The sequence below is a fragment of the Mesorhizobium sp. M0983 genome, assembly GCF_040318975.1.
GTDB lineage: Bacteria > Pseudomonadota > Alphaproteobacteria > Rhizobiales > Rhizobiaceae > Mesorhizobium.
Genome location: NZ_JAMYNH010000001.1, coordinates 134,230 through 158,780 on the forward strand (window position 1 = coordinate 134,230; position 24,551 = coordinate 158,780).

Below are 24,551 nucleotides of genomic sequence, written 5' to 3' on the forward strand. Positions count from 1 at the left end.
GTATGTAACGCCAAATGTTTATAGAGGATTGGCTGGGAAGGATCCCGACTTAAGCCATTTGCCGATGGCGAAAATGGAAGAACTGATAGCAATTTTTTGTTTCGGTTGGTTCGTGACGGCAAGCCTCAAAGGAGACCCAGACGAGCGGGGGCCAGACATCGAACGATTGCATTCTGTTGACGAGGTCTGGGTAATTTGTGCGCGAAAGCCTAGGCATGTCCAAGTGCGTCTGTTCGGTAGGTTTCTCGACGCCGGGGTATTCATAGGTTTAGGACTGCATTGCCGACATTGGCTAGGGATCAAAAAGAACTATAGCGAAACCGTCGCTGGAATCCCCGATCTTTGGGGCAACACCATGGGTAATGCGCAACCTTTTCGTGCAGCAACGGCGTTAGAGTACGTGAAGGGAATATGTCGAGATGTGGATGAAAAAATCTAATAAGGTTTCCGACCAAGCGTTCGTTGAAGAGTTCGAACGCGGGATACTTCGTTCGGCTTTTGTGAGCGCCTTTTGGGCGGTCATTCAAGCCAGGAAAGCGGAAACGGGGCTCACCCTAAGTCAGCTTGCCGATCGCCTCGGAATTAACAAGTCTGCGGTCTCTCGCTGGTTTTCAGGAACAAAGCCGAACTGGGAAATAGACACTATCGCGGACCTCGCGACTGCCCTTGAGGTAGACGTAGAGGTTGTGGTCGTAGACAGAAAAATGAACCGTCGGTTTGGGCCTGCGGGCGAGATACAGCCGCTTACGCTCGGAGCGGGGACCACACTAAGTTCCGGGCAGCATTCCATCCTGCCGGGAACCGATGCCGTGAGTGCGGTGTCAATACGCCTTGAGGCAGCATGATTTTGAACCCCCATGCTAGCGTCGTGTTTTGCGATGACCTTCGACAGGAGGCCAACGGGAAGCAACTGCACATAGGGGTCTATAATGATGCCGTTTTATTCGACGGACCTTTGCCGTGGGCATTGCCCACGGGGCTGTGGTGTCTGATTAAGTATCTTGAACCGTATCCAGAAACTTTGCCTACCCTCGCGATAAAAGTTCGTCTTGAATCCAAGGCCGGTGGGGTAGTTGATTTGATAGAAGCTCCAGTGCCGAAGACCGACATCATCCCCCAGAAAGGACCCCTCGAATTTGAGAAGGATACAGTCAAATTATTGGCCCTTAGCATGAACATTCAACTGTCAACCTTGGTCTTCCAAGAGCCTGCAAAACTCGTGGTCGTAGTCGTTCGGGACGGGGAGGAAATCTCAGCTGGCCGATTGCGCATCTCGCAGTTGAGTAGGGATGGAGCCGGCAACCCCATCCCCGCTGTTTAGGCCCAAACGGGTCAAGGTTCTCCGATACTTCACTTGTTGAAGGGGCAATACCCTTGATCAATAAGTTCTGAGCCTAGCCCTCACTCGTTTCCTGCCGTGCGGCAATTAAGCTACTTGTCTTTCCAGAATTCGGCCTGGAGTTGCGCCGCCTCATCGGCAAGCAGCGGACCAACGACTTCAGTCGGACGCTGCCCAGCTTCGAAGACGATCCTGCAGGGCAGGTCGAGTGTAGGATTCTCGACATGTGCACCCGTCGATGCCTTGAGGTCATGTTCGCTCTGGCCAAAGACGACCCGTCCGATGCCCGCCCAATAGATTGTGCCGGAGCACATCGCGCAAGGTTCGGCCGAAGTGTAGAGTGTGCAGGAGGCCAGCTTTTCGAGACTGAAATTCATCCCCGCCCATGAGGCCAGCAGCCTTTCGGCATGAGCGGTGCGGTCGCCCCCGCCGGCTTTGTAAGCGTTGGGCTGCTCGCGCAAAACATTGCCGTCCTTGTCAGCGAGGAGCGAACCAAAGGGATGTTCGCCGGCATCGCGGGCCTTGCGCGCGACTTCGAACGCCTGACGGAGCAGGCGCTCATCATAGGGGCGTTGTGGCATCGGCGGATCCTCCGGCTATGCCGCTGGACCATAGTGCCGAACAATCCGCCGACACAAGTCGGCGGCCTAAAACGCGTCGCGTTCGACCGGCCTCATGCTACGCGCTTCAGGTTCTTGTTTTGATGCATGTCGTATCGCAAACCCGCTGCACACTTTTGAGCGACATGCATCAGGACTCGTTGCGATTGGGGCGTTGAGCCAGCCAGATGCTGCCGATGACGAAAACGACGCCGGCGATCTGAGGCAAGGTCAGCGTCTGGTCCAGGAATACCCATCCAAGCAGCACGGCGGTCACCGGGCTGAGGAAAAGCAGCGATGACACCACGGCAGATTCCAGTCGCGCAATGCCCCGGAACCAGAGGACGTAAGTCAGCGCCGCACCGATCAGGCCGAGCCACACCAGTCCAAGCAGGTTGGCCGCGGTCGGGAGCGGGATGGAGGGCTCGAAAAGCAGGGCCACCGGAACGAGAAGCAGACCGCCGGCGGTCAGCTGCCATGCCGTAAAGGTAAGCAGCGATACTGGCGGTTGCCACTTACGGGCCAATACGCTTCCGAAGGCCATGGAGGCCGCCCCGGCGAGGCCGGCGGCAACGCCGACCGCATCGAGCGTCGCGTTCGGGGTCAGCACCAGCAATGCAACACCGGCGATCCCGACAAGGGCGGCGACGATCGCCAACCGACGGACAGGGCTGGCAAGCAGGGCAGCGGCAAGGAAAATCACGATCAACGGCTGGACCGACAGCACCGTCGCGGCGACCCCGCCCGGAAGCCGGTAGGCGGCGACAAACAACATGCTCAGGAAGATCGAGATGTTGAGGGCTCCGAGGACGAAACTGCGCAGCCACCAGATGCCCGTCGGCAGTTGCCGAACGATCGCCAGCAGCAGCAATCCGGCTGGCAAGGCACGCAGCATTGCGACCGTCATCGGCGAAAAGTTGGGCAGGAACTGGGTGGTGACGATATAGGTGCTGCCCCATATCGCGGGTGCAATGGCTGTCAGCAACAGATCGAAACGGCGCGTTTTCATAAGATTTCCAGTACTTCGGCAAGAGGGCGGCGCGGCTTTTGCGGCCAGTTGCCGGGCGCGGCGCGGCCGACCGCGATGAGCATCACCGGCACTTCATTCAGGCCAAGGCCAAACTCGCGGGCCACGCCTTCGGCATCGAAGCCTCCCATCGGACCAGCGACGAGCCCCAGCGCTTCGGCTGCAAAAATCAGCGTTGCAGCGCCAAGCGTTGCAGAGCGCACCGCTTCGTCGCGGGCAGCCCGAGGATCGGCATATTGTGCGCGGGCGCCTTCCTGCCAGCCCGAAGCCATATCCGCCGGCATGAAGCCGGCTTCGACGAAAGGACGCAGCCTTGCATTGAGGGCGGCGTGGTCGGGCAGTACGCCGCAGACGATGAAGGTGACCGCTGCTTCCTGCACCTTGGCCTGGCCATGGGCCACGCTGCGCAACCGCGCCTTTGCTTCCGGCGTCCGCACGGCGATGAACCGCCAATTCTGAAGGTTGTAGGCGGTTGGCGCGCGCGTTGCGAGACGTGCCAGTTCCTCAACCTCGGCATCCGTCAATGCGTACGAGGCATCGAACCGATTGGCCGACATGCGTCGCTCGATAAGGGAGATTGTGGGGTTGGTCATCATATCATTCCGAAATTGAGAAAGTTGTTCGGGAAGCAGATATGGAATTTACCAACAGACGATAATATGTGACAATTGAAAGACATTGTTTACTGGGAGAGAATGGTGCAGTGGATCGCCTGACTGCGTTGCAGGTTTTCCGTCATGTGGCGGAACTGAACAGCTTTGCCGAAGCCGGACGGCGGCTCGGTCTCTCGCCTCCCGCGATCAGCAAGAACATCGCCGAGCTGGAGGCGCATCTGGGGGTGCGGCTCATCAACCGGACGACGCGGCGGATGGCCCTGACCGAAGAAGGCAGGATCTATCTGGAGCATGTCACGCAGGGGCTCGATGCGCTGGCCAGGGCCGACCAGGTCCTCGGCCCGATCAAGACGGCGCCGAGCGGCACGTTGCGGGTCAGCGCGCCGATGACTGTCACGTTGACGCGGCTTTCGGCTGCCATTCCCGCGTTTCTATCGCGCTATCCCGATTTGAAACTCGATTTGCATCTTGATGACAGGCGCGTCGATATCGTGCGGGAGGGATTTGACCTTGCCATTCGCGGCAGCGACAATCTCGAGGATTCCAGCCTGGTCGCCAGAAAGCTTGCGGTCATGCCGCACGTGCTTTGTGCAGCTCCTGCCTACTTCGAGCAGCACGGCCGGCCTCAAACGCCTGCCGATTTGAAGGCGGCCAACTGCATCCGGTTCAGCCTCTCGGGGCATGCGGACATATGGGAATTCCGCAAGGACGGCCGCAGCGAGCGGATCGCCATCGACGGACGATATTCGGTCTCCTCGAGCCTTGCCGTACGCGATGCGCTGCGCGCCGGCTTCGGCGCCAGCCTGATCCCCTATCCCTATGTCGAAAGCGACCTGAAAGCAGGCCGGCTGCAATCGGCTCTGGATGACTGGGACAAGGTCGAAACCACACTCTACGCGGTCTATCCGGCACGGCAGCATCTTGCCCCGAAAATCCGCGTCTTCCTTGATTTCCTGATCGAGGAATTCAGTCGGGACAAAGAGAAGCCGTTCGTGCCTCCCCGGCGTGAACGCCCGGCAAAGCGCGGTGTCGGCGAGGCGACGGATACGGAAAATCAAACCGAGATATTGCCGTCGATTTCATCTCCTTGACACGCCTCCAAATCCGGACTTTGTGGAGCCATGCAGGACGCGAAGCCGAATAAGGGAAAGACAGCGGCCGAGGCGTTCGCCGAACGCACGAGCGGTATTCGCCGCGCCGATGCGGCGCGCATGCCGGGGTCGAGCGTGCATGCGTCGCTGGCCAACGAAATCGGGCTGAGGATCGTGCGCGGCGACTATCCGCCGGGCACCATCCTGCCCAACGAAGCCAAATGGTCCGAGACCTTCGACGTCAGCCGCTCGGCGGTGCGCGAAGCCATCAAGATGCTGATGGCGAAGAGCCTTTTGTCGTCACGTCCCAAAATCGGCAGCTGGGTCGAGCCGAAGGAGCGCTGGAACCTGCTCGATCGCGATGTGCTGGCCTGGTACGCGACCTCGCCGGACCGCGAGGTGTTCCTCAGGACGGTGCAGGAATTCCGCCACATCATCGAGCCGGAGGCCAGCGCCTTTGCCGCCATGCGGCGCACCGACGAGCAGATGGCCGAGATCAGCCAGGCCTGCCGCGAGATGGGCGAGGCGACCAACCTGCAGGAGCGGACGCGCGCCGACACGCGGTTTCATCTCGCCATCCTGCGCGCCTCGGGCAACGATCTGCTGGTGCCGCTCGGCGTGCTGATCGAATCGGCGTTCGATCATCTGTTCGCTTTTACGACCCGGGAACTCGACGATTTGCAGCATGCCCAGAGGCTGCATGAGGCAATCGAGAAGAGCATCCGCCTGCAGCGGCCGGACGCGGCACGCAATGCAGTGCGCAAGCTGCTGGCCAATACCGACGGCGTCATCAAGTCCAGGTAGCCGCCGTTCGGCTCCCGGTTTGAGTGCTCAGTCGAACGGTCCGGTCGCGAGATGCCGCCGGGTCAGCCCGAGCAGCAAGGCCTGATCGCGGGCGGCGTGTTCGGGCGGGTTGACGACGGGGTCGCCATTGACGATCGCCGCCCAGAAGCCACGCATCTCCTCGACGAAGGCTTCCGCGTAGCCGGCGCGCAAATCTTTCTTCGACAGCGTGTGACCGTGCGAGGTCGTCACCGTCAGCCGGGTCGGATGATGGTTGAGCCAGGGCGAGGGGAATTCGAGCTCCAGGCTGGCATCGTCGAAGAACAGCGTGATCCGCTCCTTGTAGTCGGCAAGCTTAGGTACGGTAAGATGGGTCATGGTCCACAGCGCCTGTCCGTCCAGCAGCTTGACGGCGCCCTGGCCGCCGTCGCCATTGGCAAAGATCTGCGCGCCGACGATCTCGCCGTCCGGCACGCCGAGCGCATCGAGCAGGCCGTGAACGGCATTGACATCGTGAATCAAGGCCGAGCTGTAAGCGCCGGTAAATCCACGGAAAGCGAGATCAGTGAAAGGCACGCCAATGGCTTGTTCGACCTGGCGCTTCTGCTTGGCGGCGACAGCGGCGACCATGTCCTTCGGGATATCGGTGCCGCGCCTGTAGGGCAGGTGGGCGATGAACGGCCAGGCGTCGGGATCGTTCACTTCCACCGAGACCGAGCGCAGCGTGCTCGATGTCCCCGGCAGCGAAGCGAGCGCCAGCCGGTAGCTCGGATCGAAGCGCTTCATGTAGCCGACTTGCATGATTTTCCTGGCGGCATCGCGCGCGGCGACGATCTCGGCGATTTCCGCCAGGGAATAGCAGAGCGGCTTTTCGCAAAAGACATGCAGGCCGCGCGCCAGCGCCGCCAGCACCTGTTCGTGATGCAATGGGTCCGGCGAGCCGATCACTACCGCGTCGAGGCGCTGGTCGAAGAGCTGGTCGATCGTTTCGAAATTGGCGATGCCATGGGTGTCAGTGACGAACTGCCGTGAAATCCTGGAGGGGTCGGCGACGCCGACCAGCTCGAACAATTCACCGAGGCGCAGCAGATTGGGAATATGCTCGACCTGCGAGATCATGCCGGCGCCGACGACCCCGACGCGTAACCTGCTCATGCCATCATCCCCGCGATGTCCGATTGTCAGCTCAAGCCGCCGCAGGCGGCCGGTTGCCGATCTGGGCGAGCAGGCCGGCAATCTCCGCCTCGACCGCCTTCAGATCCTCGCCACCCGACATGATCGAGATGACCTCGTCGCGCGAGATGTCCGATTTGGCGTAGGTACCGCGATTGCGGCCGCGGTTGAGCAGCGTGAAGGTGTCGCCGACCGGATAGGCATGGTGGATGTTGTGGCTGATGAAGATCACGGCCAGGCCCCGCATGCGTGCTTCGATGATGAACTTCAGCACCATCGCCGCCTGGTGGACGCCGAGTGCCGAGGTCGGCTCGTCAAGGATCAGCACGCGCGCGCCAAAATGCACGGCGCGGGCGATCGCCACCGACTGGCGCTCGCCGCCCGACAGCGTGCCGACGGCTTGCGTCGGGTCGCGCACATCGATGCCGATATCGGCCATTGCCTGCCTGGCGATAGTGTTGGCGCGCTCCTTGTCGATGCGCGAGAAGGGCAGGCTGCTTTTGGTCGGTTCGCGGCCGAGGAAGAAGTTGCGGGTGATCGACATCAGCGAGATCATGCCGAGGTCCTGGAACACCGTTGCCACGCCGAGCTCCTGCGCGTCGCGCGGGCTGCGGAAGGTGACCGTCTTGCCGTCGACCAGGATTTCGCCTTTGCTCGGCCGGTAGACGCCGGACAGAACCTTGATCAGCGTCGACTTGCCGGCGCCGTTGTCGCCGAGCAGGCAGTGGACCTCGCCCGGATAGACCTTGATGTCGATGTCCTGGAGCGCGCGCACCGAGCCGAAATTGACGCTGACGCCGCGCAGTTCCATTGCGGGTTCGCTCATTTGGGCCCGCTCGGTCATTTGCCACCTCCGCGGCCGAGCGCCTTCAGCCTGATGTAGTTGTTGACCAGCACGGCCATCAGGATGACGATGCCGAGGAAGACCTTGAACCAGTCGGTGTCGATGCCGGTGTAGAAGATGCCCATCTGCACCAGCCCGAAGATCAGCGCGCCGAACAGCACACCATAGACTGTGCCGTAGCCGCCGGTGAGCAGCACGCCGCCGATGACGGCGGCGATGATCGCCTCGAACTCCTTGAGCAGGCCGCGCGTGGTGTCGGCGGAGCCCGCCTCCATCACCTGGATGGTGGCAAGCAGCGTCGCCGCGCAAGCGGTGTAGATGAACAGGCTGATCTTGACGCGATCGACCGGCACGCCGACGTTGCGGGCGGCGATCAGGTCGCCGCCGGTAGCGAAAATCCAGTTGCCGTATTTCGTCTGGGTGAGCACGTAGCCGGCCAGCGCCGTCAGGCCAAGCCACCAGACGATCGACATCGGAATGCCGGCGACGAAGGGAATGCCGTCGCTGCGGGTGCCGATCCAGCCTTGCGCGCCCATCCAGTGGAACAGGCCGGTGAGCAGATGGCCGTTGAACAGGCCAGCCGTCGCCGGGTCCGGTGCGCCTTCGAGGATGTAGGGAATTTGTGTGCGGCCGGTGACGGCGCGGGTGATGCCGATCGACAGTCCGCGCAGGATATAGAGCGTGGCGAGCGTGACGATGAAGGAGGGCAGGCGCGTCTTCACCACGATCAGGCCATTGAGATAGCCGGTGAGGATGGCAACGGCGAAGGCACAGGCGATGCCGCCCCATAACGGCAGGCCCCAGTACTTCACCGTCAGCCCGATGACGACACCGGCAAAGCCGACCATGGAGCCGACCGAAAGGTCGAACTCGCCGGCGATGATGAGAAGTGCTGCTGCGGTGGCGACGATGCCGAGCTCCGCCGACAGCGTCAGGAAGGTCATCGACCCCTGCAGCGAATAGAGGTTCGCCGCGCCCGGCAGCAGCGCAAAGATGATGATCGTCGCAAGCAGCCCGCCGGCAGCACCGGCTTCCGGCCGGCGCAGCCACTGGGTCAGCTTGCCGGTGCTGGCCAGCCGCTCGTCGGCGCCGGCGGCCCGCTTCGACGTCATGCCGAAGCGGTCGGTCGCCTTCAGTTCGCCCGGAGGTATCGCCTTGTCTTCCACGACCGCCATTAGGCTCTCCAATCGCTCAATTCGCAATCTTCGAACGGATCGGGAGAGCGCCTGGCGCATTCTCCCGTTCCGTCGGAGTGCTGGCCTAGCGGATGCCCTCTTTGGCGAGGGCCAGGATCGCCTTGGCTTTTTCGGGCGAGTCGATGAACAGCGGCCCGGTATAGGCGTTGTTCTGCGGCCAGAAGCCGTGCGTCGCCTGCTCGACCAGATAGATCACCGGCAGATAGCCCATCAGATATTGCTGGGCGTCCATGCCGAAGCCCATTTCGCCGGCGACGACAGAGTCGAGGACCTCCGGGCTGATGTCGAAAGTGTAGAGCTTGAGCTTGCCGAACAGTTCCTTGTCGCGGAACATCGGGATCAGCGGATTGGCGGCGGTGGCACCAAGCGCAAAGACGGCTTGGGTGTCGGGATGCGCCGACAGATAGGCTTCGGTGCGGCGCTGGATGTCGGCCGGATCGGGCGCCACGGCCAGAACCTCGGTGCCGCCGCCGGATGGCTTCAGCCCGTCATTGAGGCCCTGGCAGCGCTGGTCGAGGCTGACATTGCCGACCTCGTGGTTGATGCAGACGACCTTGAGCGTGCCTTCCTTGGCCAGCCGCTCGCCGGCCTTCTTGCCGGAATCATATTCGGAAACGGTGCCGACATAGAGCGTGGTGCCGAGCTCGGCGCCTTCCTTCTCGCCGGAATCCAGAACCACCATCGGAATATTGGCGGCAAGCCCGGATTTGACGGATTTGCCGAGTGCATTGGCGTCGGCGATGGAGACCGCGATGCCGTCCGGCTTGGTGGCGATGGCGGCGTCCAGAAGCCGGGCCTGCTCGACCACGTCGAAGACCTGCGGCGCGTAATATTCGACCTTGGCGCCGGTGAGGGCGGCCGCGTCATCGACGCCGCGCTTGACCACCGACCAATAGGGATCGGACGCCGACCCATGCACGACGAACGTGATGTGGACGTCCTTCGGATCCTTGAGGCCCGCGGCATATGCAATGCCTGTCATCAGGCCCGCCGTGACGAAGGCGCCCAATGCCGCTTTCAGAAGAGTTTTCATCTTATTCTCCCATTTGTCGTTGCAGTTCCAATCCCTCTGGCGCCGTTTTCCGGCCGCGACGATCGGCTCACGTCGCGGATCGGGTGGCCGCTTTGCGGGCCTTTGCCGACGTCAATCGCTGTTCGCCCGCGTTGTTGCCGCGGGCTGATGTTGACGATCGCCCGGCCGAGAGTGCTGCGCGAAGCTCCTCGCGCAACGGCTTCATGCCGATGACATCGATCGGCTGTGCGGCGAGCCAGTCGCGAAAGCCCTGGTCGCGGAACAGCTCGTACTCTTCGGTGCGGATATAGGCGGAGCGCGGCTCGATCAGCTCGAGTTCACCGGGCGCGTTGCAATGCAGGCAAAAGAAAGTCAGGCCCTCGCGCACACCCTCGATGAGCGCTTTGTAAACGGGCTCGATCGGCCTGGAGCGCGGCCGGCCCCAGGTCGTCTGGATGGCGGCGTCGAAAATGGCAAAGCCGCCGGCGCGGGCCAGCGCCACGCCGCGCTGGAACGCCTCCTCGGTGACGCCGACCAGATTGTCGTTGGGGGAATAGGCGGACAGCGTCTTGGTCAACAGCACGGGCAGCTGATATTCCAGCCCGAGCTTGATGTATATGTCGCAAAATTCGGGCGACAATGCCGCGCCCATATGCGCGTCGAGGTGGGTGACGTCGATGCCGGCGCGATAGGCGGTGTCGATCTGGGCGCGAAGCTCGGCCTCGATCGCCTGCGGCACCGCCTTGCGGCGCGTGGTCGCCACGTCGGGCCATAAGAAGCCGAACTCGTCGGTCAGGCCGGCCGCCCGCGACGGCGCGGTCAGCGGCCGCCATTTGTAGTGCTGTTTCTCGCTGTTCAGCGTCAGGTGGACGCCAAGGTCAAGGCCAGGGTTGGCTGCGGCGCTTTCGGCCATTTCGAGGAACCACGGGCACGGCACCATCACCGCGCCGGAACTGCAGACACCTAGCCCGTTCAATTCGAGAAAGGCGCTGTTGGCGCCGTGGCACATGCCGACATCGTCCTCGTGGAGCACGATCCGTTTGCTGGAGCCGGCGGCGTTCACGAATGTCAGCCTTTCCGCCGGCGCGCCGGTCTCGAGGGTCTTCCAAAGTGTGTCCCGTATTTCATGGAACCAACCGTTTGCCCAACTGGCCGGAATGGAACGCCGAAAGCTGGCTTTCCGACAGGGCCACTTTGGCGAATTCGGATGGGTACGATTTGCCTGCCGGCTGAGACACTTAGCTGCCGATTTCCCCAATCAGGGTTCAAAACCACTCATAGGAACCGTCTTCCGGGCGCAGATGGCTTGGTCGAATAGCGGCGGAGTGGTTCTTCCAAACTGTGCCCACAAGCCTACAGCTGTCCACACCATCAAGCGACCCACATTACCAAGTGACCCAAACTACCAAGTAACTTGGAGGCCTGCCATGTACACCGCCGGCGAAGAGGAAATCGAAGCCATTGCCAGGGTGATCCGCTCGGGCGCGCTGTTTCGTTACGGCAAGGACAGCGAATGCGACCGCTTCGAGGCCCGCTATGCGCAGCATCTTGGCGTCGAGCATTTCGCACTGGCCGCCAGCGGCACCTATGGGCTCGCGGCCGGCCTGATCGGGCTCGGCATCGGTCCGGGGGACGAGGTCCTGGTGCCCGCGCACACCTATATGGCGACCGCGACCGCGGTGCTGTCGGTCGGGGCCATTCCCGTCATCGTCGACATCGACGAGAGCCTGACCATCGATCCCGTCGCCTTGCGCGATGCCATAGGGCCGCGCACCAGGGCGGTCATCCCGGTGCATATGTGGGGCGCGGCCTGCAACATGAATGCGATCATGGACATTGCTGCCAAGCGCGGCTTGCTGGTGCTCGAGGATGTCTGCCAAGGCATCGGCGGCGGCTATGAGGGCCGCAAGCTCGGCTCGATCGGCCATGCCGGCGCCTATTCCTTCAACTACTTCAAGAACATGACCTCGGGCGAGGGCGGCGGCATTGCCACCAGCGACCCGAAAGTGGCGGAGCGGGCGCGCTGCGCCATCGACCCTTGCCATTTCTACTGGCAGGGCAGAAGCGACAGCATCAAACCCTTCGCCGGCATCGGCGCGCGTGCTTCCGAACTGATGGGGGCGATGCTCAACGTCCAACTCGATCGACTGGACGGCATCATCGAGGCGATGCGCGCCGAGAAGAAGATGGTGCTGGCCGGCACCCGCCATCTCGGCAATCTCGGTCTGACACCGTCGCCGATGAACAGCCCGGACGACGATTGCGCCGCACAGGTGATGTACCTACTGCCGAGCGAGCAGGCGGCGCAGACTTTTTCGAAGACCATTCCGAGCGTCGTTGCCGGCAAGACCGGCCGTCACAATTTCACCCAGTGGGACCAGGTGCTGATGCATGAAGGCGCGCATCATCCGGCGCTCAATCCTTATGCATTGCCCGAGAACCAGGGCCTGCGGCTGGATTACGCCGACGACCTCGGCAAGCGCTCGCTCGACATCCTCAATCGCACGGTGATGATCGCCATGAACCCGGCGCATGACGATACCGATATTCAGGACATGATCCACAACATCGACGCGGCGGCGCGGGTGGCGCTGGAAAATGCTTCGCTGGATGATGTCGAATTGCGCAAGGCGGCACCGCTTGATCTGCAGAAGTTCGACAGTGTGAACTAGACCCGTTCCGACGCGGTTTGCTACCCTGCGGCCGAGTTCCTTGTCCGGCGGCCGGGCGGGGATTCCGGCCGGCATAACCGGTCGTCAAAAAATCCGCAGGCCCGTGTCGGATAGGCCGGGCTCCCGCTCGTCCTAGGGGCATCGATCACCAACCACGGAGGATTAACGATATGCCCGGCACCGTACGTCTGCACCGCGTTCTGACAACCAGCCCGGAGAAAGTCTACCGCGCGTTCCTCGAAGCGGATGCACTTGCGAAATGGCTGCCGCCGAACGGCTTCACCTGCACGGTTCATCACTTCGAGGCGAAAGTCGGCGGTACGTTCAAAATGTCCTTCCGCAACTTCACCACCGGCGACAGCCACTCGTTCGGCGGCGAATATGTCGAGCTCGTGCCCAATGAGCAGCTGCGCTACACCGACCGGTTCGACGACCCCAACCTGCCCGGCGAGATCGAGGTGACCGTGACATTGAAGAAAGTGTCGGTCGGCACCGAAGTGAATATCACGCAGGCCGGTATTCCAGATGCCATCCCGGTTGAGGCCTGCTATCTCGGCTGGCAGGAGTCGCTGCGAAATCTGGCGAAACTCGTCGAACCCGAGATCGAGCAGTAGGGTAAGCGCGCGCGGCTGATCCGTGGGGGCGATCTCTTCGCGCCAAGAGAGCGAAGCGGGCGCTGCCTTGGCTGCATCGGCGTCGCTAGCCGGGATCCTAGGGATTCCCGATCTTGCCAGGCAACATGCGCCGGCGCCGGAAAGCCCGGATTGGGGAAGCCTGGCTCTAGCTTCTGTCCAACCTTAGGAACGCGGCGCGCAGCGCCAGCACCGCGCGCAGGATCTGGCGTTCGTCCATTGCCGCATAGCCGAGCAGCAGGCCGTGCTCGGGTTCTGTGGAATGGTAGTTGATCGAGATGCCCTGGACGTCGAGCCCCTCCTTGACGGCGGCGGCGACCACGTCGCTGTCCTTGTAGGGCCTGACGAAGCTCGCCAGCAGCTGCATGCCGGAATCGTTTTCCGTGACGGTCAGCCATTCGGCCAGATGCTCCTGGCACAGCTTGACGAAGTTCGCCTGCCGGCGCGCATAGAGCCGGCGCATGCGTTTGAGGTGCGTGGCGAAATAGCCCTGCGTGATGAAATCGTTGACCGTTGCCTGCAGGATCAGCGGCGCGAACTGGCCGGTGATGCTCACCGCCCGGTCGAACGGCACTGACAGTTCGCGCGGCACGATCAGATAGCCGATGCGCAGCGCCGGGATCAGCGTCTTGCCGAAGCTGCCGATATAGACGACGCGGTCGGCATGATCGAGCCCGCGCAGCGCCGGCACCGGCCGGCCGCGGAACCGGTATTCGCCGTCATAGTCATCCTCGACGATCCAGGCGCCGTTGCGTTCGGCGATGTCGAGCAACTGCAATCGCTCCTCGATGCGCATGATGGTGCCGAACGGCCATTGGCAGGATGGCGTCACATAGATCAGCCGCGGCGGCGGCAGCTCCGGATCGGCAAGATGCCAGCCACGCCGGTCGACCTTCAACGGTGCCAGCCTGGCGCCGCTGGCGAGAAAGGCGCTCTTGGCGCCGAGATAGCCGGGCTCCTCCATCCAGACATGGTCGCCTTCGTCCATCAGCACGCGCGAGACGAGATCGAGTGCTGCTTGTGCACCGGTGACGATGATCACCTGGTCGGCGGTGCAGCTGATGCCGCGCGACAGGCCGATGGTCGAGGCAATGGCCTGACGCAGGCCGGGGTGGCCGGCAAAGGAGAGATAGCCAAGCAGGCTCTCGTCGCGGCTGCGTGCATTACGCACCAGAAGGCTTGACCAGATGGTGAACGGAAACGACGCCGTTTCAGGCACGCCCGGATGGAAATTAATGACGCCGGCATTACGCGGCGGTTGCGGGCCGTTGACGATGGTCTGACCGCGCCGCGACAGTTTTTGCGGCGCTGCCAGTCCGGCGCGCAGAGATGCCAAGGGGCGGTTCTGCTGGATCGGCGCTACCCAGGTGCCCGATCCGGCGCGCGCCTCGATAAAACCTTCGGCAAGGAGCTGGTCATAGGCGGCGATGACCGTGTTGCGCCCGACCTTGAGGTCTTCGGCCAGCGAGCGCGTCGACGGCAGCAGCGTGTTCTGCGGGATTTGGCCGTCAAGGATGAAGCGTCGCAAGGCGCCGTAGATCTGACGATGCATCGGTTCTTCCGAAGCGCGGTCGACCGACATGATGTCGAGGGAAAGGCGCATGTGGTCGGCCAAGGCACTATCCCCCGACGAACCGGGCGGCGCGGGCGATCTTTTCCTCGTTGAGCCGACAGACGGTATCAAGCACCAGTCGCCTGGTTTCGGGGTGGACCTCGCGGCTGTTCTTCAGCGCGCGATGAACGGTGGCGGCGCCAAGTTCCGCCTTCTCGGCAATCTCCCGGATGGTGCAAAGCCGTTCCATGCCAAGCGCAGCTTCGAAAGCCATGTCGCTCCTCCTCGGTTGCATCAAGGCACGGCTTCCGGCCGGCCTCAAGCTTGAAAGTCGGGGTTTGAAATCCAGAGCCGGGATTCTGCGATCCGCGCCGCGCAGGGCGCAAGGCGGCGCGGATCGCCGGGCGCATTCGCGTCGCTAACCCCATCGAGGCGCGCGCCCATTATGTTCCCCCGGCTCGCAAATGCGGGCCGGTCAGTCTGCCTGCCGCGTCGCCACTTCGAAGCCGGCCTGCCGGGCGGTGGCGAGCAGCGAGAAATAGCCCTTGCTGGCATAGGTCAGCGGATGCGCCTTGGCCGGATCCTGCTCAGCCTCGACAACAATCCAACCTTCATAGCCGCGCGCGGCGAGGGATTTCAGCAATGGCAGGAAATCGACCGAGCCGTCGCCGGGCACGGTAAAAATGCCTTCCAAAACTGCCGCCATGAAGCTCATGTCCTCGCGGCGTGCCTTTTCCAGCACCGCCCTGCGAACGTCCTTGCAATGGAAATGCACGATACGGTCGAGATGTCGCTGCAACAGCGATTGCGGGTCGCCGCCCGAAAACAGGCAGTGGCCGGTATCGAACAAAAGGCCGACGCTTCGGCCCGTCGCCGCCATCAGGCTGTCGACTTCATCGTCCGTCTCGACGATGGTGCCCATGTGGTGGTGGAAGGCCATGCCGACCCCGAATGCGGCCATGCTGTCGGCGAGGGCGGTCAGTTTCTCGCCATAGGCCCGCCAGTCGCTGTTGGCGAGGCGCGGACGCTCGGAGATCGGTGCGAAAATGCCGTCATGGCGACCGCGCGAGGTGTCGGCATAGACGACGATCTTGGCGCCGAGGTCGCGCAGCAACGCCAGATGCGGGGTAATCGCCGCGAATTCCTCTTCGACCGTACGGTCGAGGATGCGGCCATCATACCAGCCGGAGACGAGTTCCAGGCCATAGGAGGACAGGAGCGGCCCAAGCACCTCAGCCTGGCGCGGAAATTTCCCGCCGAGCTCGGTGCCGCGATAACCGGCCTGTGCGGTTTCGGACAGGCAGGTCTGCAGCGGCGTGTCGCCGCCAAGCGCCGGGACGTCGTCATTGCTCCAGGTGATGGGATTGATGCCGATCTTGACCGTCATGACGCCAGGCTTTTGCAGGCTTGCGAATGCAAGCCAGCCTGCAGACTGGCGACAAAGAGGCCCTGTCACTAGGTCCAGTTCAGCCTGATTTGGCAGAACCAATCAATAGTGACCAATTCTAGTCTTCCTTTGGGCGGCCAAAAAGGACGCGCAGTTCGTCCTTTGCGTCCTCCAGCACTTTCTTCTGCGCCGCCGGCAGGTTCTTGCCGGCGCGGTTAATGTAGAAATTCAGCATCGACATGGCGGACTGAAACGGCCCCGCCTTGCGCCGGTCGCTGTGCTCGGCCGACCGCTTCAGCGAGGCGGCGATCTTCCTCGGATCGTGGGATTCGAAGATGTGCTCTTCGAGATCCAGCGCATCGCTATGCTCGGTGACGTCGGCAGACCATTTCCGTTGCGCGGTCATGGCAAACTCCTTTCACAAGGTCGTTGCCGGGAAAACGTCTGGTGGCGCACCCCTGTTCCACTTCGGCCCAAATCCCTGGAGCCACGGATTGGCCTGTCGTGGCGCTGCTCCGCGATGCGAATGCCCTGATAGTGGTCAGAACCGCCGATTTAAGAACTGCGGACAGGAAACGTTCTTGACCCCAATCGTCTCAAACCAGGCAGCAAGTTCCGGCATCGACAGCGCCTATGCCTGGATACGGCTCGGCGTCTCGATGCTGCTGGCAACCATAGGCGGGGTCGGCATGTGGGCGGTGGTCGTGGTGCTGCCCGCCGTGCAGGCAGAATTCGGCGTCGATCGCGCCGCTGCCTCGATGCCCTATACCGCGACCATGGTCGGCTTTGCCGCCGGCAATGTGCTGTTCGGCCGCGCCATCGACCGCGTGGGGTATTGGGTTCCGGCGCTGATTGCCGCGATTACACTTGGCGCCGGCTTCCTGCTGGCGTCGCTGACCAGTTCTATCCTGCAGTTCACCCTTGTCCAGGGCCTGTTGATCGGCGTCGGCTCGTCGGCGATCTTCGGGCCGCTGATCGCCGACATCTCGCACTGGTTCAACCGGCGCCGCGGCGTTGCGGTGACGGCTGCCGCGTCCGGCAACTATCTCGCCGGAGCGATCTGGCCGACGGCGATGCCCTATGTCATGCAGACCGAAGGCTGGCGCTTCACCTATGCCGCGATCGGCATCGTTTGCGTGGTCACCATGGTGCCCTTGATCCTACTGCTCCGGCGCGGCGCACCGCCCCAGGCGGCTCCCGGATCGCCGGGCAGCCGCGTGGTCCAGCCGATCTCGCTGTCGCCGGCGGCCTTGCAGGCGCTGCTCATCGTCGCCGGACTCGGCTGCTGCGTGGCGATGTCGATGCCGCAAGTCCATATCGTCGCCTACTGCATGGATCTCGGCTACGGCGTGGCGCATGGCGCCGATATGCTGTCGATCATGCTGGCGGCGGGCGTCGTCAGTCGGCTTGGCTCGGGTTTCCTTGCCGATCGCATCGGCGGCGTGAAAACCCTGCTGATCGGCTCGGTGCTGCAATGCCTGTCGCTGTTGTTCTATATCCCGTTCGACGGGCTGGCCTCGCTATATGTCGTCTCGCTGGTCTTCGGCCTGTCGCAGGGCGGCATCGTGCCCTGTTATGCGATCATCGTGCGCGAATATATGCCTGCCAAAGAGGCTGGCCAGCGCGTCGGCATCGTTATGATGGCGACCATCTTCGGCATGGCTATCGGCGGCTGGATGTCGGGCTGGATCTACGATTTGACCGGTTCGTATGCCGCCGCGTTCCTCAACGGCATTGCCTGGAACCTGCTGAACATTTTGGCCATGGTGCTGCTGCTGTGGAAGGCCCGGCGCAGCGCTGCCGTGACGGCCTGAGGCACGGCGGTACGGACACAGTCTCTCCGGCCGTCGCTTGACAATAGCCGAAGGCTGCGCGACGCCAGACAAGGTGTGGCAACGGGTTGGCAAGGCAGCAGTGGCAAAGACGCTGAACATTGTTTCGCGGTCACGTCTGGGCGGTTGCCCGGCGTCGGGACGAGTATAGTGATCAAGCCGCGCTCGCGCCGCGGCGGCGGCCGCCCGACCATCGCCGACGTCGCGCGCAAGGCCGGTGTCGGCGCCATTACCGTATCGCGCGCCTTGCGTGAGCCGGGGCGTGTCTCGGAAGATCTGCGCCGCCAGATCGAGTCCGCCGTGAATGAACTCGGCTATGTGCCCGACCCGAATGCGCGGGCGCTGGCTTCGGCGCGCGCCGAGGTGTTTGGCGTCCTGGTACCGTCGCTTACCAACAACGTCTTTGCCGAAGTGGTGCGCGGCATCTACGACAGCCTGTCGGACGGCCCTTTCCGCATCCAGCTCGGCAACACCCACTATTCCGGCCTCGAGGAAGAGCGGCTGCTGCAGGTGTTTGGCCCGCAACGCCCTGCCGCGCTGATCGTGGCCGGCATCGACCAGACGCCGGCCTCGCGAAAACTGCTGGAAACGGCTGGCTGTCCGGTGGTGCAGGTGATGGAGACCGGGCTCGATCCGGTCGACATGATGGTCGGTTTCTCACATTTCCAGGGCGGCAAGGCGGCTGCGGAACATCTGATCGAGGCCGGCTATCGCCGGATCGGCTTCATCGGCGCGCGCATGGATCCGCGTTCGCAGCGGCGGCTTGCCGGCTATCGCGCGGCGATGGAGGCGGCCGGCTTGTTCGATCCGAGGCTCACGACCACGACGCCGGTGCCCTCCAGCGTCACCCTCGGCCGCGAATTGTTCCGCGACGCGCTGGCCAAGGTGCCGAGCCTCGACGCGGTATTCTGCAACAATGACGATATCGCGCTTGGCGTGCTGTTCGAATGTCATCGCGCTTCGATCGCCGTGCCGAAGACGATCGGCATCGTCGGCTTCAACGATCTGGACATGATGGAGGTTGCTTTCCCGTCGGTGACCAGCGTTCGGACCTATCGCTACGAGATCGGCCGGCGGGCTGTCGCCATGGCGCTTGCGGCTATCGAGGGCAACAGGCCGGAGCAGCGGGTCGTCGACCTCGGCTTCGAACTCAAGCGGCGTGAGAGCACGGCGCGCTGAAGCGAGCTTCAACGCAATGTAAATGGCGCTTTACATAACGTCATGGTAGCGCTACCACTTTTCATAGGCGGGATTTCGCCTCGAAGAGTGGAATCTGTTTATTATACATAAGCGACAGCTCATGCTTGTTTATTATGTATAATATGATAGTTTTTTACGGGATTAGCCGGGCAATAAAGGAGGAAATCGGGTCGGCATTCGGTCACCTGAACGCGCAACGGGTATGGCGGGAGGTGCCGGGCCGGGAACGCGCAAATTCATCGACGTAACAACAAACAAACTGCAACTGGGAGGAATATCGATGATCAAGTCACTCGCTGGCGGTATCGTTGCCGCCACTGCTTTTGTCATGCTGAGCTCGTCGGCGATCGCCGAGCCTGAAATCGTCAAGGGGCCATCGGCCGAGCCTGAGTGCTTCGCACCCTGGTCGGCCGATACGCAGTTCTTCAAGTTCCCCAAAAAAGACGGCCCATACCGCATCGCTCTGGCCAACGGCTACATCGCCAACACGTGGCGCATCCAGATGGTGCAGACGGCGAAGGCCTATGCAGCGCAGCCGGAGGTCGCAGCCAAGCTCAAGGAATTCAAGGTGGTCTCGACCGGCGAAGACGTGCCGGCCCAGATTTCGGCAATCAACAATTTCATCGATTCCGGCTATGACGCGATTGTCGTCAACGCTCAGAATCCGACCGCATTCGGCCCTGTCATCAAGCGGGCCAAGGAAGCCGGCGTCGTGTTGGTCGCTTTCGACAACATCCTCGACACCAAGGATGCCATCAACGTCAATGTCGACCAGAAAGGCCTTGGCGAATTGTGGGGCAACTGGCTGGTCAAGCACGTGCCGAACGGCGGCAAGGTGCTGGAAGTGCGCGGCGTCGCCGGCACGTCCGTCGACACCGACCGTCACAACGGCATCCACGAGGTTCTCGACGCGTCCGGCAAGAAGTGGGATGTTACCGAGGTCGTCGGCAAATGGGATGACGGCGTTGCGCAAAAGGCTTCGGCCGACGCCATTGCCACCAATGGTCCCTTCGACGGCGTTACCGGGCAGGGCGGCGATACCGGCATCGTGCAGGCGATGATCGATGCCAAGCATCCGTTCGTGCCGTTCGGCGGCGAGACGGAGAATGGCTTCCGCAAATTCTGCGCCAAGTTCGCCGCTGACGGCCTGAAATGCTCGTCGGCCGGTACCGGCCCGGCCCAGGTTGCGGTTGCCATCAAGACAGCGATCGCGGCACTTGAAGGCCAGGTCGTGCCGCAAGCGGTCAAGCTGCCGCTGGCGATCGTCGAGGATCCGAACTTCAAGGCAGGCCAGGATTACTTCCCCGACCAGTCCGACAATTTCTTCGTCGGCAATTCCTTCCCGACCTGCGGCATCAATTTCACGGCGCAGGAAATCATGGGCCAGAGCAAGGAAAACCAGTAAGCTCCAACAGCCCGACGCCGCGGGAAATCCCGCGGCGTCGGCGCTCGACATCCTGATTGCCAAGCGCCTGGGGAGGGCCGATGGACGGTGCGGTTCCGCTCTTCCGCATGGAAGGCATATCCAAGCGCTATGGCGGCGTGCGGGCGCTGGAAAAGGCCGAGCTGTCGGTCACTCCAGGCAGCATCCACGCCATTCTCGGCGAGAACGGCGCCGGCAAATCGACGCTGATCAAGGTCATGGCGGGGGTCGTCGCGCCCGACGAAGGCCGCATGATGCTGGACGGAAGCGAAGTGACCTTCGCTTCGCCGGCCGCCGCCAACCAGGCCGGCATCGTGTGCATCTTCCAGGAACTGTCGCTCGTCCCCGAACTCAGCGTGGCTGACAACATCGCCATTTCCGATCCGCCCAAGCGTTTCGGCATGATCGATCGCAAGGCACAGCGCCGCGTTGCGGAAGAAGCCCTGGCTCGCGCCGGCGCCTCCGATATCCATCCACTGGCGCTGGTCAAGGATCTTCCTCTTTCAAGAAGGCAGATGGTCGAGATCGCCAAGGCACTGGCGCGCAAGCCACGCATCCTGATCCTCGACGAGGCGACCTCGGCTCTGACCGCCGCTGACGTCGCCAGGGTTTTTGCCGTGTTGAAGCGGTTGCGTTCGGAAGGGCTGGCGCTGCTCTACATATCGCACCGCATGAACGAGATCGCCGAGCTGGCCGACCAGTGCACGGTGTTCCGCAATGGCCGCAATGTCGCCAGCTATGCGGCCGGTACCAAGAGCGACAATGAGGTCGTCGAACTGATGATCGGGCGCGAATACAGCCACATCTTTCCGCCCAAGCCCGCGCGGGCGGCTGCTGCAGCCACGCCGGTTCTCGAGGCGCGCAGCCTGTCATGGACTGATCGGCTGCACGATGTCTCGCTGTCGGTCGGGGCGGGCGAGGTGGTAGGGCTTGGCGGCCTCGACGGCCAGGGCCAGCGCGAATTGCTGCTCGCCTTCTTCGGTGTGCTGCGCGGCCTGTCGGGCCAAATCCTGATCGACGGCAGGCCGGTGGCGATCGCCAGCCCGGCCGCCGCGCGCGATGACCGGATCGGCATGGCGCTGATCCCGGAGGACCGCAAGACCGAAGGCTTGATGCTGCCGATGACGGTGCGCGAAAACCTCTCCTTCGCCGCCCTTGACCGGCTGTCCAGGGCCGGCATCATCGATCGCGCCGCCGAGCAGCGGCTGATCGACGACATGGTCGGTCTTCTGGCGATCAAGACGGCCGGCCTCGACATCCCCGTCGGCGCGCTGTCCGGCGGCAACCAGCAGAAGGTCGTCATCGCCAAATGGCTGATGCGGCAGCCGCGCATCATCCTGCTCAACGATCCGACACGCGGCATCGATGTCGGGACCAAGCAGGAGCTTTACCAATTGATGCGCAAGCTTGCCGACGGCGGCGCGGCAATCCTGTTCTATTCGACCGACTATGACGAGCTGATCGGCTGCTGCGACCGGGTGCTGGTGCTCTATGACGGCGCGGTAAAGCGTGAACTGGTCGGCGCCGAAATCACTGAGCGGGCGCTGATCGCCAGCGCGCTCAACATTCACGAAGAGATGCCAAAGCAAGGAGCGGACGCGTGAAGGATTGGCGCTACTGGCTTGCCGAACAGCGCGGAACGCTGCTGGCGTTCGGCATCTTCGTCGTCATGTTCGTCATCTACACCTCGAACCATCCGGCGGGCTTCACCGCCAACGTCGTACAGACGGCTTCGAACAAGGGCGTGCTGCTCGCCTTCGTCGCCATGGCGCAGACGCTGGTGGTGATCACCGCCGGCATCGACCTCTCCGTCGGCATGATCTTCACGCTGACCAACTGCCTGGCGTCGTGGCTGGTCGTCGGCACCGGCATCGAGACCGCCTTCGGCGTCATCGCCGTGCTCGGCACCGGGCTGCTGTGCGGGGCAATCAACGGCGCCATCGTTATCTATGGGCGCCTGCAGCCGATCGTCGCCACCATCGCCACCGGCGCGGTCTATTTCGGCATCGCGCTGCTGCTGCGGCCGTTTCCGGGCGGCTCGGTCAATGAGGGGCTCGCCGACGCGCTAACCGGGCGCCTGTTTGGTATTGTGCCGGCGAGCCTGGTGGCGCTGGTGGCGGTCGTGCTTGTCGTCTGGGTGCCGTTCAGCCGGTCGGTGCTCGGCCGCGCCGCTTATGCAGCCGGCTCCTCGGAGATGGCGGCCTACATGTCCGGCGTGCCGATCCGGCGTGGAAAGTTCGCCGCCTATGCGCTTGCCGGGCTGCTTGCCGCGATCGGCGGGCTGTTCCTGACGTTCTTCACCTATACCGGCGATGCGGCCTATGCGAGCGGCAACGCCTACACGCTGTTTTCAATCGCCGCGGTCGTGCTCGGCGGCGTGTCGCTGTTCGGCGGCAAGGGCAGCGCCATCGGCGCGATCTTCGGCGCGCTCGCCTTCCGCACCATCGGCGACCTGCTGTTCGTCTTCGATTTCGATCCGCTCTGGCAGCCGCTGTTCCAGGGCGTGATCCTGCTGATCGCGGTCAGCCTCGGCGCCTTCGCCCTGTTTCGGGTCCGCAACCGGCTGGAGTGGTTCCTGTGAGCGAAACGACTGTAAGTGGTCTCGCCGGCCGCATGCCGAAATTCCTTCGCCGCGCCGACCCGGCGGTGCTGACGGCGTTCGCTTGCATCGTGCTGCTGCTGTTGCTCGGCAGCCTCTATTCGCGCAGCTTCCTGTCGCCTGAATACCTGCTGCAGCAGCTCAAGGTGGCCTCGTTTCTCGGCGTCATCGCCACCGGCATGATGCTGGTCATCCTGCTCGGCCAGATCGACCTGTCGGTGCCATGGTCGGTGGCGGTCGGCGCCATGATGGCCTGTGCCGCAGCCGCGTACGGCCCTGTCGGCGTGGCGCTTGCCATTCCGTTCGGCATCTTCTGCGGTGTCCTGATCGGCATCGTCAACGGCATTGGCGTCGCCTATCTGCGCATTCCCTCGATGATCATCACGCTCGCCACCAACGCGGTCGCGCAGGGGCTGATGGTGGTCTATACGGGCGGTTTCTCGCCGCAGGATTCGGCAACCGGTGCGATGCGCTATCTGGCGACCGGCTTTGCCGTTCCTGGCGTGCCGAACGCAGTTCTCATCTGGGCGCTGATCGGCGCCGCAATGGTGTTCGTGCTGACCCGCACCGGCTTCGGCCGCACTGTCTACGGCATCGGCAACCGCGAGCGTGCCGCCTATCTTTCCGGCATCGACACACGGCGCGTGGTGATGATCGCCTTTGCGGTTTCGGGTGGGCTCTCGGCCTTCGGCGGCGTGCTGTTGGCCGGCTATGCCTCCAAGGCGGCACAGTCGATGGGCGATGCCTATCTGCTGCCGTCGATCGCCGCCGTGGTGCTCGGCGGCACCTCGATCCTCGGCGGGCGGGGCTCCTATCTCGGTACCGTCGCCGGCGTCATCCTGATCACGCTCCTGCAATCAATTCTCTCCGTCATGCAGATGCCGGAGGCGGGGCGGCAGATCATCTACGGCGTCGTCATCGTCGCTATGCTGCTGCTCTATGGCCGCGCGCCGGCAAGCCGCTGACCTGCATGACCGGGAACGACGTGTCATATAAGCCGGCGAGCACTGTTCGAACGATACCCGCCATCGTGGTGATGGGCGTTGCCGGATGCGGCAAGTCGGTCGTCGGCGACGCGCTTGCAGCAGCATTGGGCGCCCTCTTTATCGAAGGCGACAGGCTGCATCCGCCCGAAAACGTCGCGCGCATGGCGAGCGGACAACCGCTTACCGACGCGCTGCGCGAGGGCTGGCTCGACGCGATCGGCCAGCGCATGGCCGCGTCGATCGCAAGCGGGCAAGGTGTGGTCGCTGCCTGCTCGGCGCTGAAGCGCAGCTATCGCGATCGCCTGCGCGGCTTTTGCCCGGATATCGTTTTCGTCTATTTGGAGATCGACCCGGCAACGGCGATGCGGCGCGTCGGCAATCGCAAGGGCCATTTCATGCCGGCAAGCCTGGTCGACAGCCAGTTCGCCACGCTGGAGGCGCCAGCGACGGACGAGGCGGCAATAACCTTGGATGGCACGCGTCCGGTCGCCGACATCGTCGCGACTGCCTTGAGCTTGCTGGCACGCTAGTTTAGCGCCTCGTTCAGTCCTGCAACTTTCGAGATTGGCTGTCATCCCTGGATTTCGCCA

General features: G+C 63.0%; 26 protein-coding genes. 14 read left to right on the forward strand and 12 right to left on the reverse strand.

Features of this window, described 5'->3' with window-relative positions:
- The first annotated feature begins 73 nt into the window (after window positions 1-73).
- The 3 genes from NKH71_RS00830 to NKH71_RS00840 are packed head-to-tail and all read left to right on the forward strand — an operon-like array spanning window position 74 to window position 1,321.
- Entirely contained in the window at window positions 74-439 is a 366-nt protein-coding gene (locus NKH71_RS00830; RefSeq protein ID WP_156948174.1) for a hypothetical protein, read from the forward strand.
- Window positions 420-845, forward strand: a complete 426-nt coding sequence (locus NKH71_RS00835; RefSeq protein ID WP_031194604.1) for a helix-turn-helix domain-containing protein — start codon at window positions 420-422, stop codon at window positions 843-845. Before NKH71_RS00830 ends, NKH71_RS00835 begins: the two co-directional genes overlap by 20 nt.
- Window positions 842-1,321, forward strand: coding sequence for a hypothetical protein (locus tag NKH71_RS00840; RefSeq protein WP_023721252.1), 480 nt, complete (start codon window positions 842-844; stop codon window positions 1,319-1,321). Before NKH71_RS00835 ends, NKH71_RS00840 begins: the two co-directional genes overlap by 4 nt.
- Before the next feature lie 110 nt (window positions 1,322-1,431).
- Here NKH71_RS00840 and NKH71_RS00845 read toward each other — a convergent pair whose 3' ends face one another.
- From NKH71_RS00845 to NKH71_RS00855, 3 genes are all read right to left on the reverse strand, one after another.
- Entirely contained in the window at window positions 1,432-1,920 is a 489-nt protein-coding gene (locus NKH71_RS00845) for a nucleoside deaminase (protein ID WP_023721251.1), read from the reverse strand.
- A gap of 169 nt (window positions 1,921-2,089) precedes the next feature.
- On the reverse strand, window positions 2,090-2,947 hold the full coding sequence (locus NKH71_RS00850; RefSeq protein WP_023721250.1) for an EamA family transporter: 858 nt from the start codon (window positions 2,945-2,947) through the stop codon (window positions 2,090-2,092).
- The gene (locus NKH71_RS00855; protein ID WP_352481572.1) at window positions 2,944-3,558 is read right to left on the reverse strand and encodes a nitroreductase family protein; all 615 of its coding nucleotides are present in this window, start codon (window positions 3,556-3,558) and stop codon (window positions 2,944-2,946) included. The genes NKH71_RS00850 and NKH71_RS00855 overlap by 4 nt, the downstream gene beginning before the upstream one ends.
- Before the next feature lie 110 nt (window positions 3,559-3,668).
- On the opposite strand from NKH71_RS00855, the gene NKH71_RS00860 reads away from it, so the two are divergent.
- Window positions 3,669-4,670, forward strand: coding sequence for a LysR family transcriptional regulator (locus NKH71_RS00860; protein WP_352894134.1), 1,002 nt, complete (start codon window positions 3,669-3,671; stop codon window positions 4,668-4,670).
- A gap of 30 nt (window positions 4,671-4,700) precedes the next feature.
- The gene (locus tag NKH71_RS00865; RefSeq protein WP_023721247.1) at window positions 4,701-5,474 is read left to right on the forward strand and encodes a FadR/GntR family transcriptional regulator; all 774 of its coding nucleotides are present in this window, start codon (window positions 4,701-4,703) and stop codon (window positions 5,472-5,474) included.
- A gap of 27 nt (window positions 5,475-5,501) precedes the next feature.
- Here NKH71_RS00865 and NKH71_RS00870 read toward each other — a convergent pair whose 3' ends face one another.
- The 5 genes from NKH71_RS00870 to NKH71_RS00890 form a co-directional block, all read right to left on the reverse strand.
- The gene (locus tag NKH71_RS00870; RefSeq protein ID WP_352641203.1) at window positions 5,502-6,608 is read right to left on the reverse strand and encodes a Gfo/Idh/MocA family protein; all 1,107 of its coding nucleotides are present in this window, start codon (window positions 6,606-6,608) and stop codon (window positions 5,502-5,504) included.
- Window positions 6,609-6,639: 31 nt separating this feature from the next.
- The gene (locus NKH71_RS00875) at window positions 6,640-7,452 is read right to left on the reverse strand and encodes an ATP-binding cassette domain-containing protein (RefSeq protein ID WP_352788587.1); all 813 of its coding nucleotides are present in this window, start codon (window positions 7,450-7,452) and stop codon (window positions 6,640-6,642) included.
- 14 nt (window positions 7,453-7,466) lie between these two features.
- Complete coding sequence (locus NKH71_RS00880; protein ID WP_352788727.1) at window positions 7,467-8,582, reverse strand: ABC transporter permease; 1,116 nt, start codon at window positions 8,580-8,582, stop codon at window positions 7,467-7,469.
- A gap of 148 nt (window positions 8,583-8,730) precedes the next feature.
- The gene (locus NKH71_RS00885; RefSeq protein ID WP_023721243.1) at window positions 8,731-9,699 is read right to left on the reverse strand and encodes a rhizopine catabolism ABC transporter substrate-binding protein; all 969 of its coding nucleotides are present in this window, start codon (window positions 9,697-9,699) and stop codon (window positions 8,731-8,733) included.
- A 67-nt stretch (window positions 9,700-9,766) separates the two neighbouring features.
- Window positions 9,767-10,741, reverse strand: a complete 975-nt coding sequence (locus NKH71_RS00890) for a polysaccharide deacetylase family protein (protein WP_245278677.1) — start codon at window positions 10,739-10,741, stop codon at window positions 9,767-9,769.
- A gap of 364 nt (window positions 10,742-11,105) precedes the next feature.
- On the opposite strand from NKH71_RS00890, the gene NKH71_RS00895 reads away from it, so the two are divergent.
- Together NKH71_RS00895 and NKH71_RS00900 are read left to right on the forward strand one after the other, a co-directional pair.
- The gene (locus NKH71_RS00895) at window positions 11,106-12,350 is read left to right on the forward strand and encodes a DegT/DnrJ/EryC1/StrS family aminotransferase (RefSeq protein ID WP_352894138.1); all 1,245 of its coding nucleotides are present in this window, start codon (window positions 11,106-11,108) and stop codon (window positions 12,348-12,350) included.
- Window positions 12,351-12,520: 170 nt separating this feature from the next.
- Window positions 12,521-12,964: an SRPBCC family protein gene (locus tag NKH71_RS00900; RefSeq protein ID WP_023721240.1), complete on the forward strand. Its 444-nt coding sequence runs from the start codon at window positions 12,521-12,523 to the stop codon at window positions 12,962-12,964.
- Between the two features lie 166 nt (window positions 12,965-13,130).
- Here the strand turns inward: NKH71_RS00900 and mocR are convergent, their stop codons facing one another.
- The 4 genes from mocR to NKH71_RS00920 form a co-directional block, all read right to left on the reverse strand.
- Window positions 13,131-14,597, reverse strand: coding sequence for a rhizopine catabolism transcriptional regulator MocR (gene mocR / locus NKH71_RS00905; RefSeq protein WP_245274662.1), 1,467 nt, complete (start codon window positions 14,595-14,597; stop codon window positions 13,131-13,133).
- 4 nt (window positions 14,598-14,601) lie between these two features.
- Window positions 14,602-14,808, reverse strand: a complete 207-nt coding sequence (locus NKH71_RS00910) for a LacI family DNA-binding transcriptional regulator (protein WP_023721239.1) — start codon at window positions 14,806-14,808, stop codon at window positions 14,602-14,604.
- Between the two features lie 201 nt (window positions 14,809-15,009).
- The gene (iolE, locus tag NKH71_RS00915) at window positions 15,010-15,921 is read right to left on the reverse strand and encodes a myo-inosose-2 dehydratase (RefSeq protein ID WP_352894140.1); all 912 of its coding nucleotides are present in this window, start codon (window positions 15,919-15,921) and stop codon (window positions 15,010-15,012) included.
- 118 nt (window positions 15,922-16,039) lie between these two features.
- Entirely contained in the window at window positions 16,040-16,327 is a 288-nt protein-coding gene (locus NKH71_RS00920) for a DUF3175 domain-containing protein (protein ID WP_023721237.1), read from the reverse strand.
- Between the two features lie 175 nt (window positions 16,328-16,502).
- On the opposite strand from NKH71_RS00920, the gene NKH71_RS00925 reads away from it, so the two are divergent.
- From NKH71_RS00925 to NKH71_RS00955, 7 genes are all read left to right on the forward strand, one after another.
- Entirely contained in the window at window positions 16,503-17,735 is a 1,233-nt protein-coding gene (locus tag NKH71_RS00925) for an MFS transporter (protein ID WP_023721236.1), read from the forward strand.
- Window positions 17,736-17,903: 168 nt separating this feature from the next.
- Entirely contained in the window at window positions 17,904-18,932 is a 1,029-nt protein-coding gene (gntR, locus tag NKH71_RS00930; protein ID WP_023721235.1) for an HTH-type transcriptional regulator GntR, read from the forward strand.
- Window positions 18,933-19,233: 301 nt separating this feature from the next.
- Window positions 19,234-20,358 carry a sugar ABC transporter substrate-binding protein gene (locus tag NKH71_RS00935; protein ID WP_023721234.1) on the forward strand — a complete coding sequence of 375 codons (1,125 nt, stop codon included), beginning with the start codon at window positions 19,234-19,236 and terminating at the stop codon, window positions 20,356-20,358.
- A gap of 80 nt (window positions 20,359-20,438) precedes the next feature.
- Window positions 20,439-21,980: a sugar ABC transporter ATP-binding protein gene (locus tag NKH71_RS00940; protein WP_023721233.1), complete on the forward strand. Its 1,542-nt coding sequence runs from the start codon at window positions 20,439-20,441 to the stop codon at window positions 21,978-21,980.
- Window positions 21,977-22,957 (forward strand): ABC transporter permease, encoded by a 981-nt coding sequence (locus NKH71_RS00945; protein WP_023721232.1) that lies wholly within the window; start codon window positions 21,977-21,979, stop codon window positions 22,955-22,957. The genes NKH71_RS00940 and NKH71_RS00945 overlap by 4 nt, the downstream gene beginning before the upstream one ends.
- On the forward strand, window positions 22,954-23,940 hold the full coding sequence (locus NKH71_RS00950; RefSeq protein ID WP_023721231.1) for an ABC transporter permease: 987 nt from the start codon (window positions 22,954-22,956) through the stop codon (window positions 23,938-23,940). The genes NKH71_RS00945 and NKH71_RS00950 overlap by 4 nt, the downstream gene beginning before the upstream one ends.
- Window positions 23,941-23,945: 5 nt before the next feature.
- Window positions 23,946-24,491 carry a gluconokinase gene (locus NKH71_RS00955; RefSeq protein ID WP_023721230.1) on the forward strand — a complete coding sequence of 182 codons (546 nt, stop codon included), beginning with the start codon at window positions 23,946-23,948 and terminating at the stop codon, window positions 24,489-24,491.
- The last annotated feature ends 60 nt before the right edge of the window (window positions 24,492-24,551 follow it).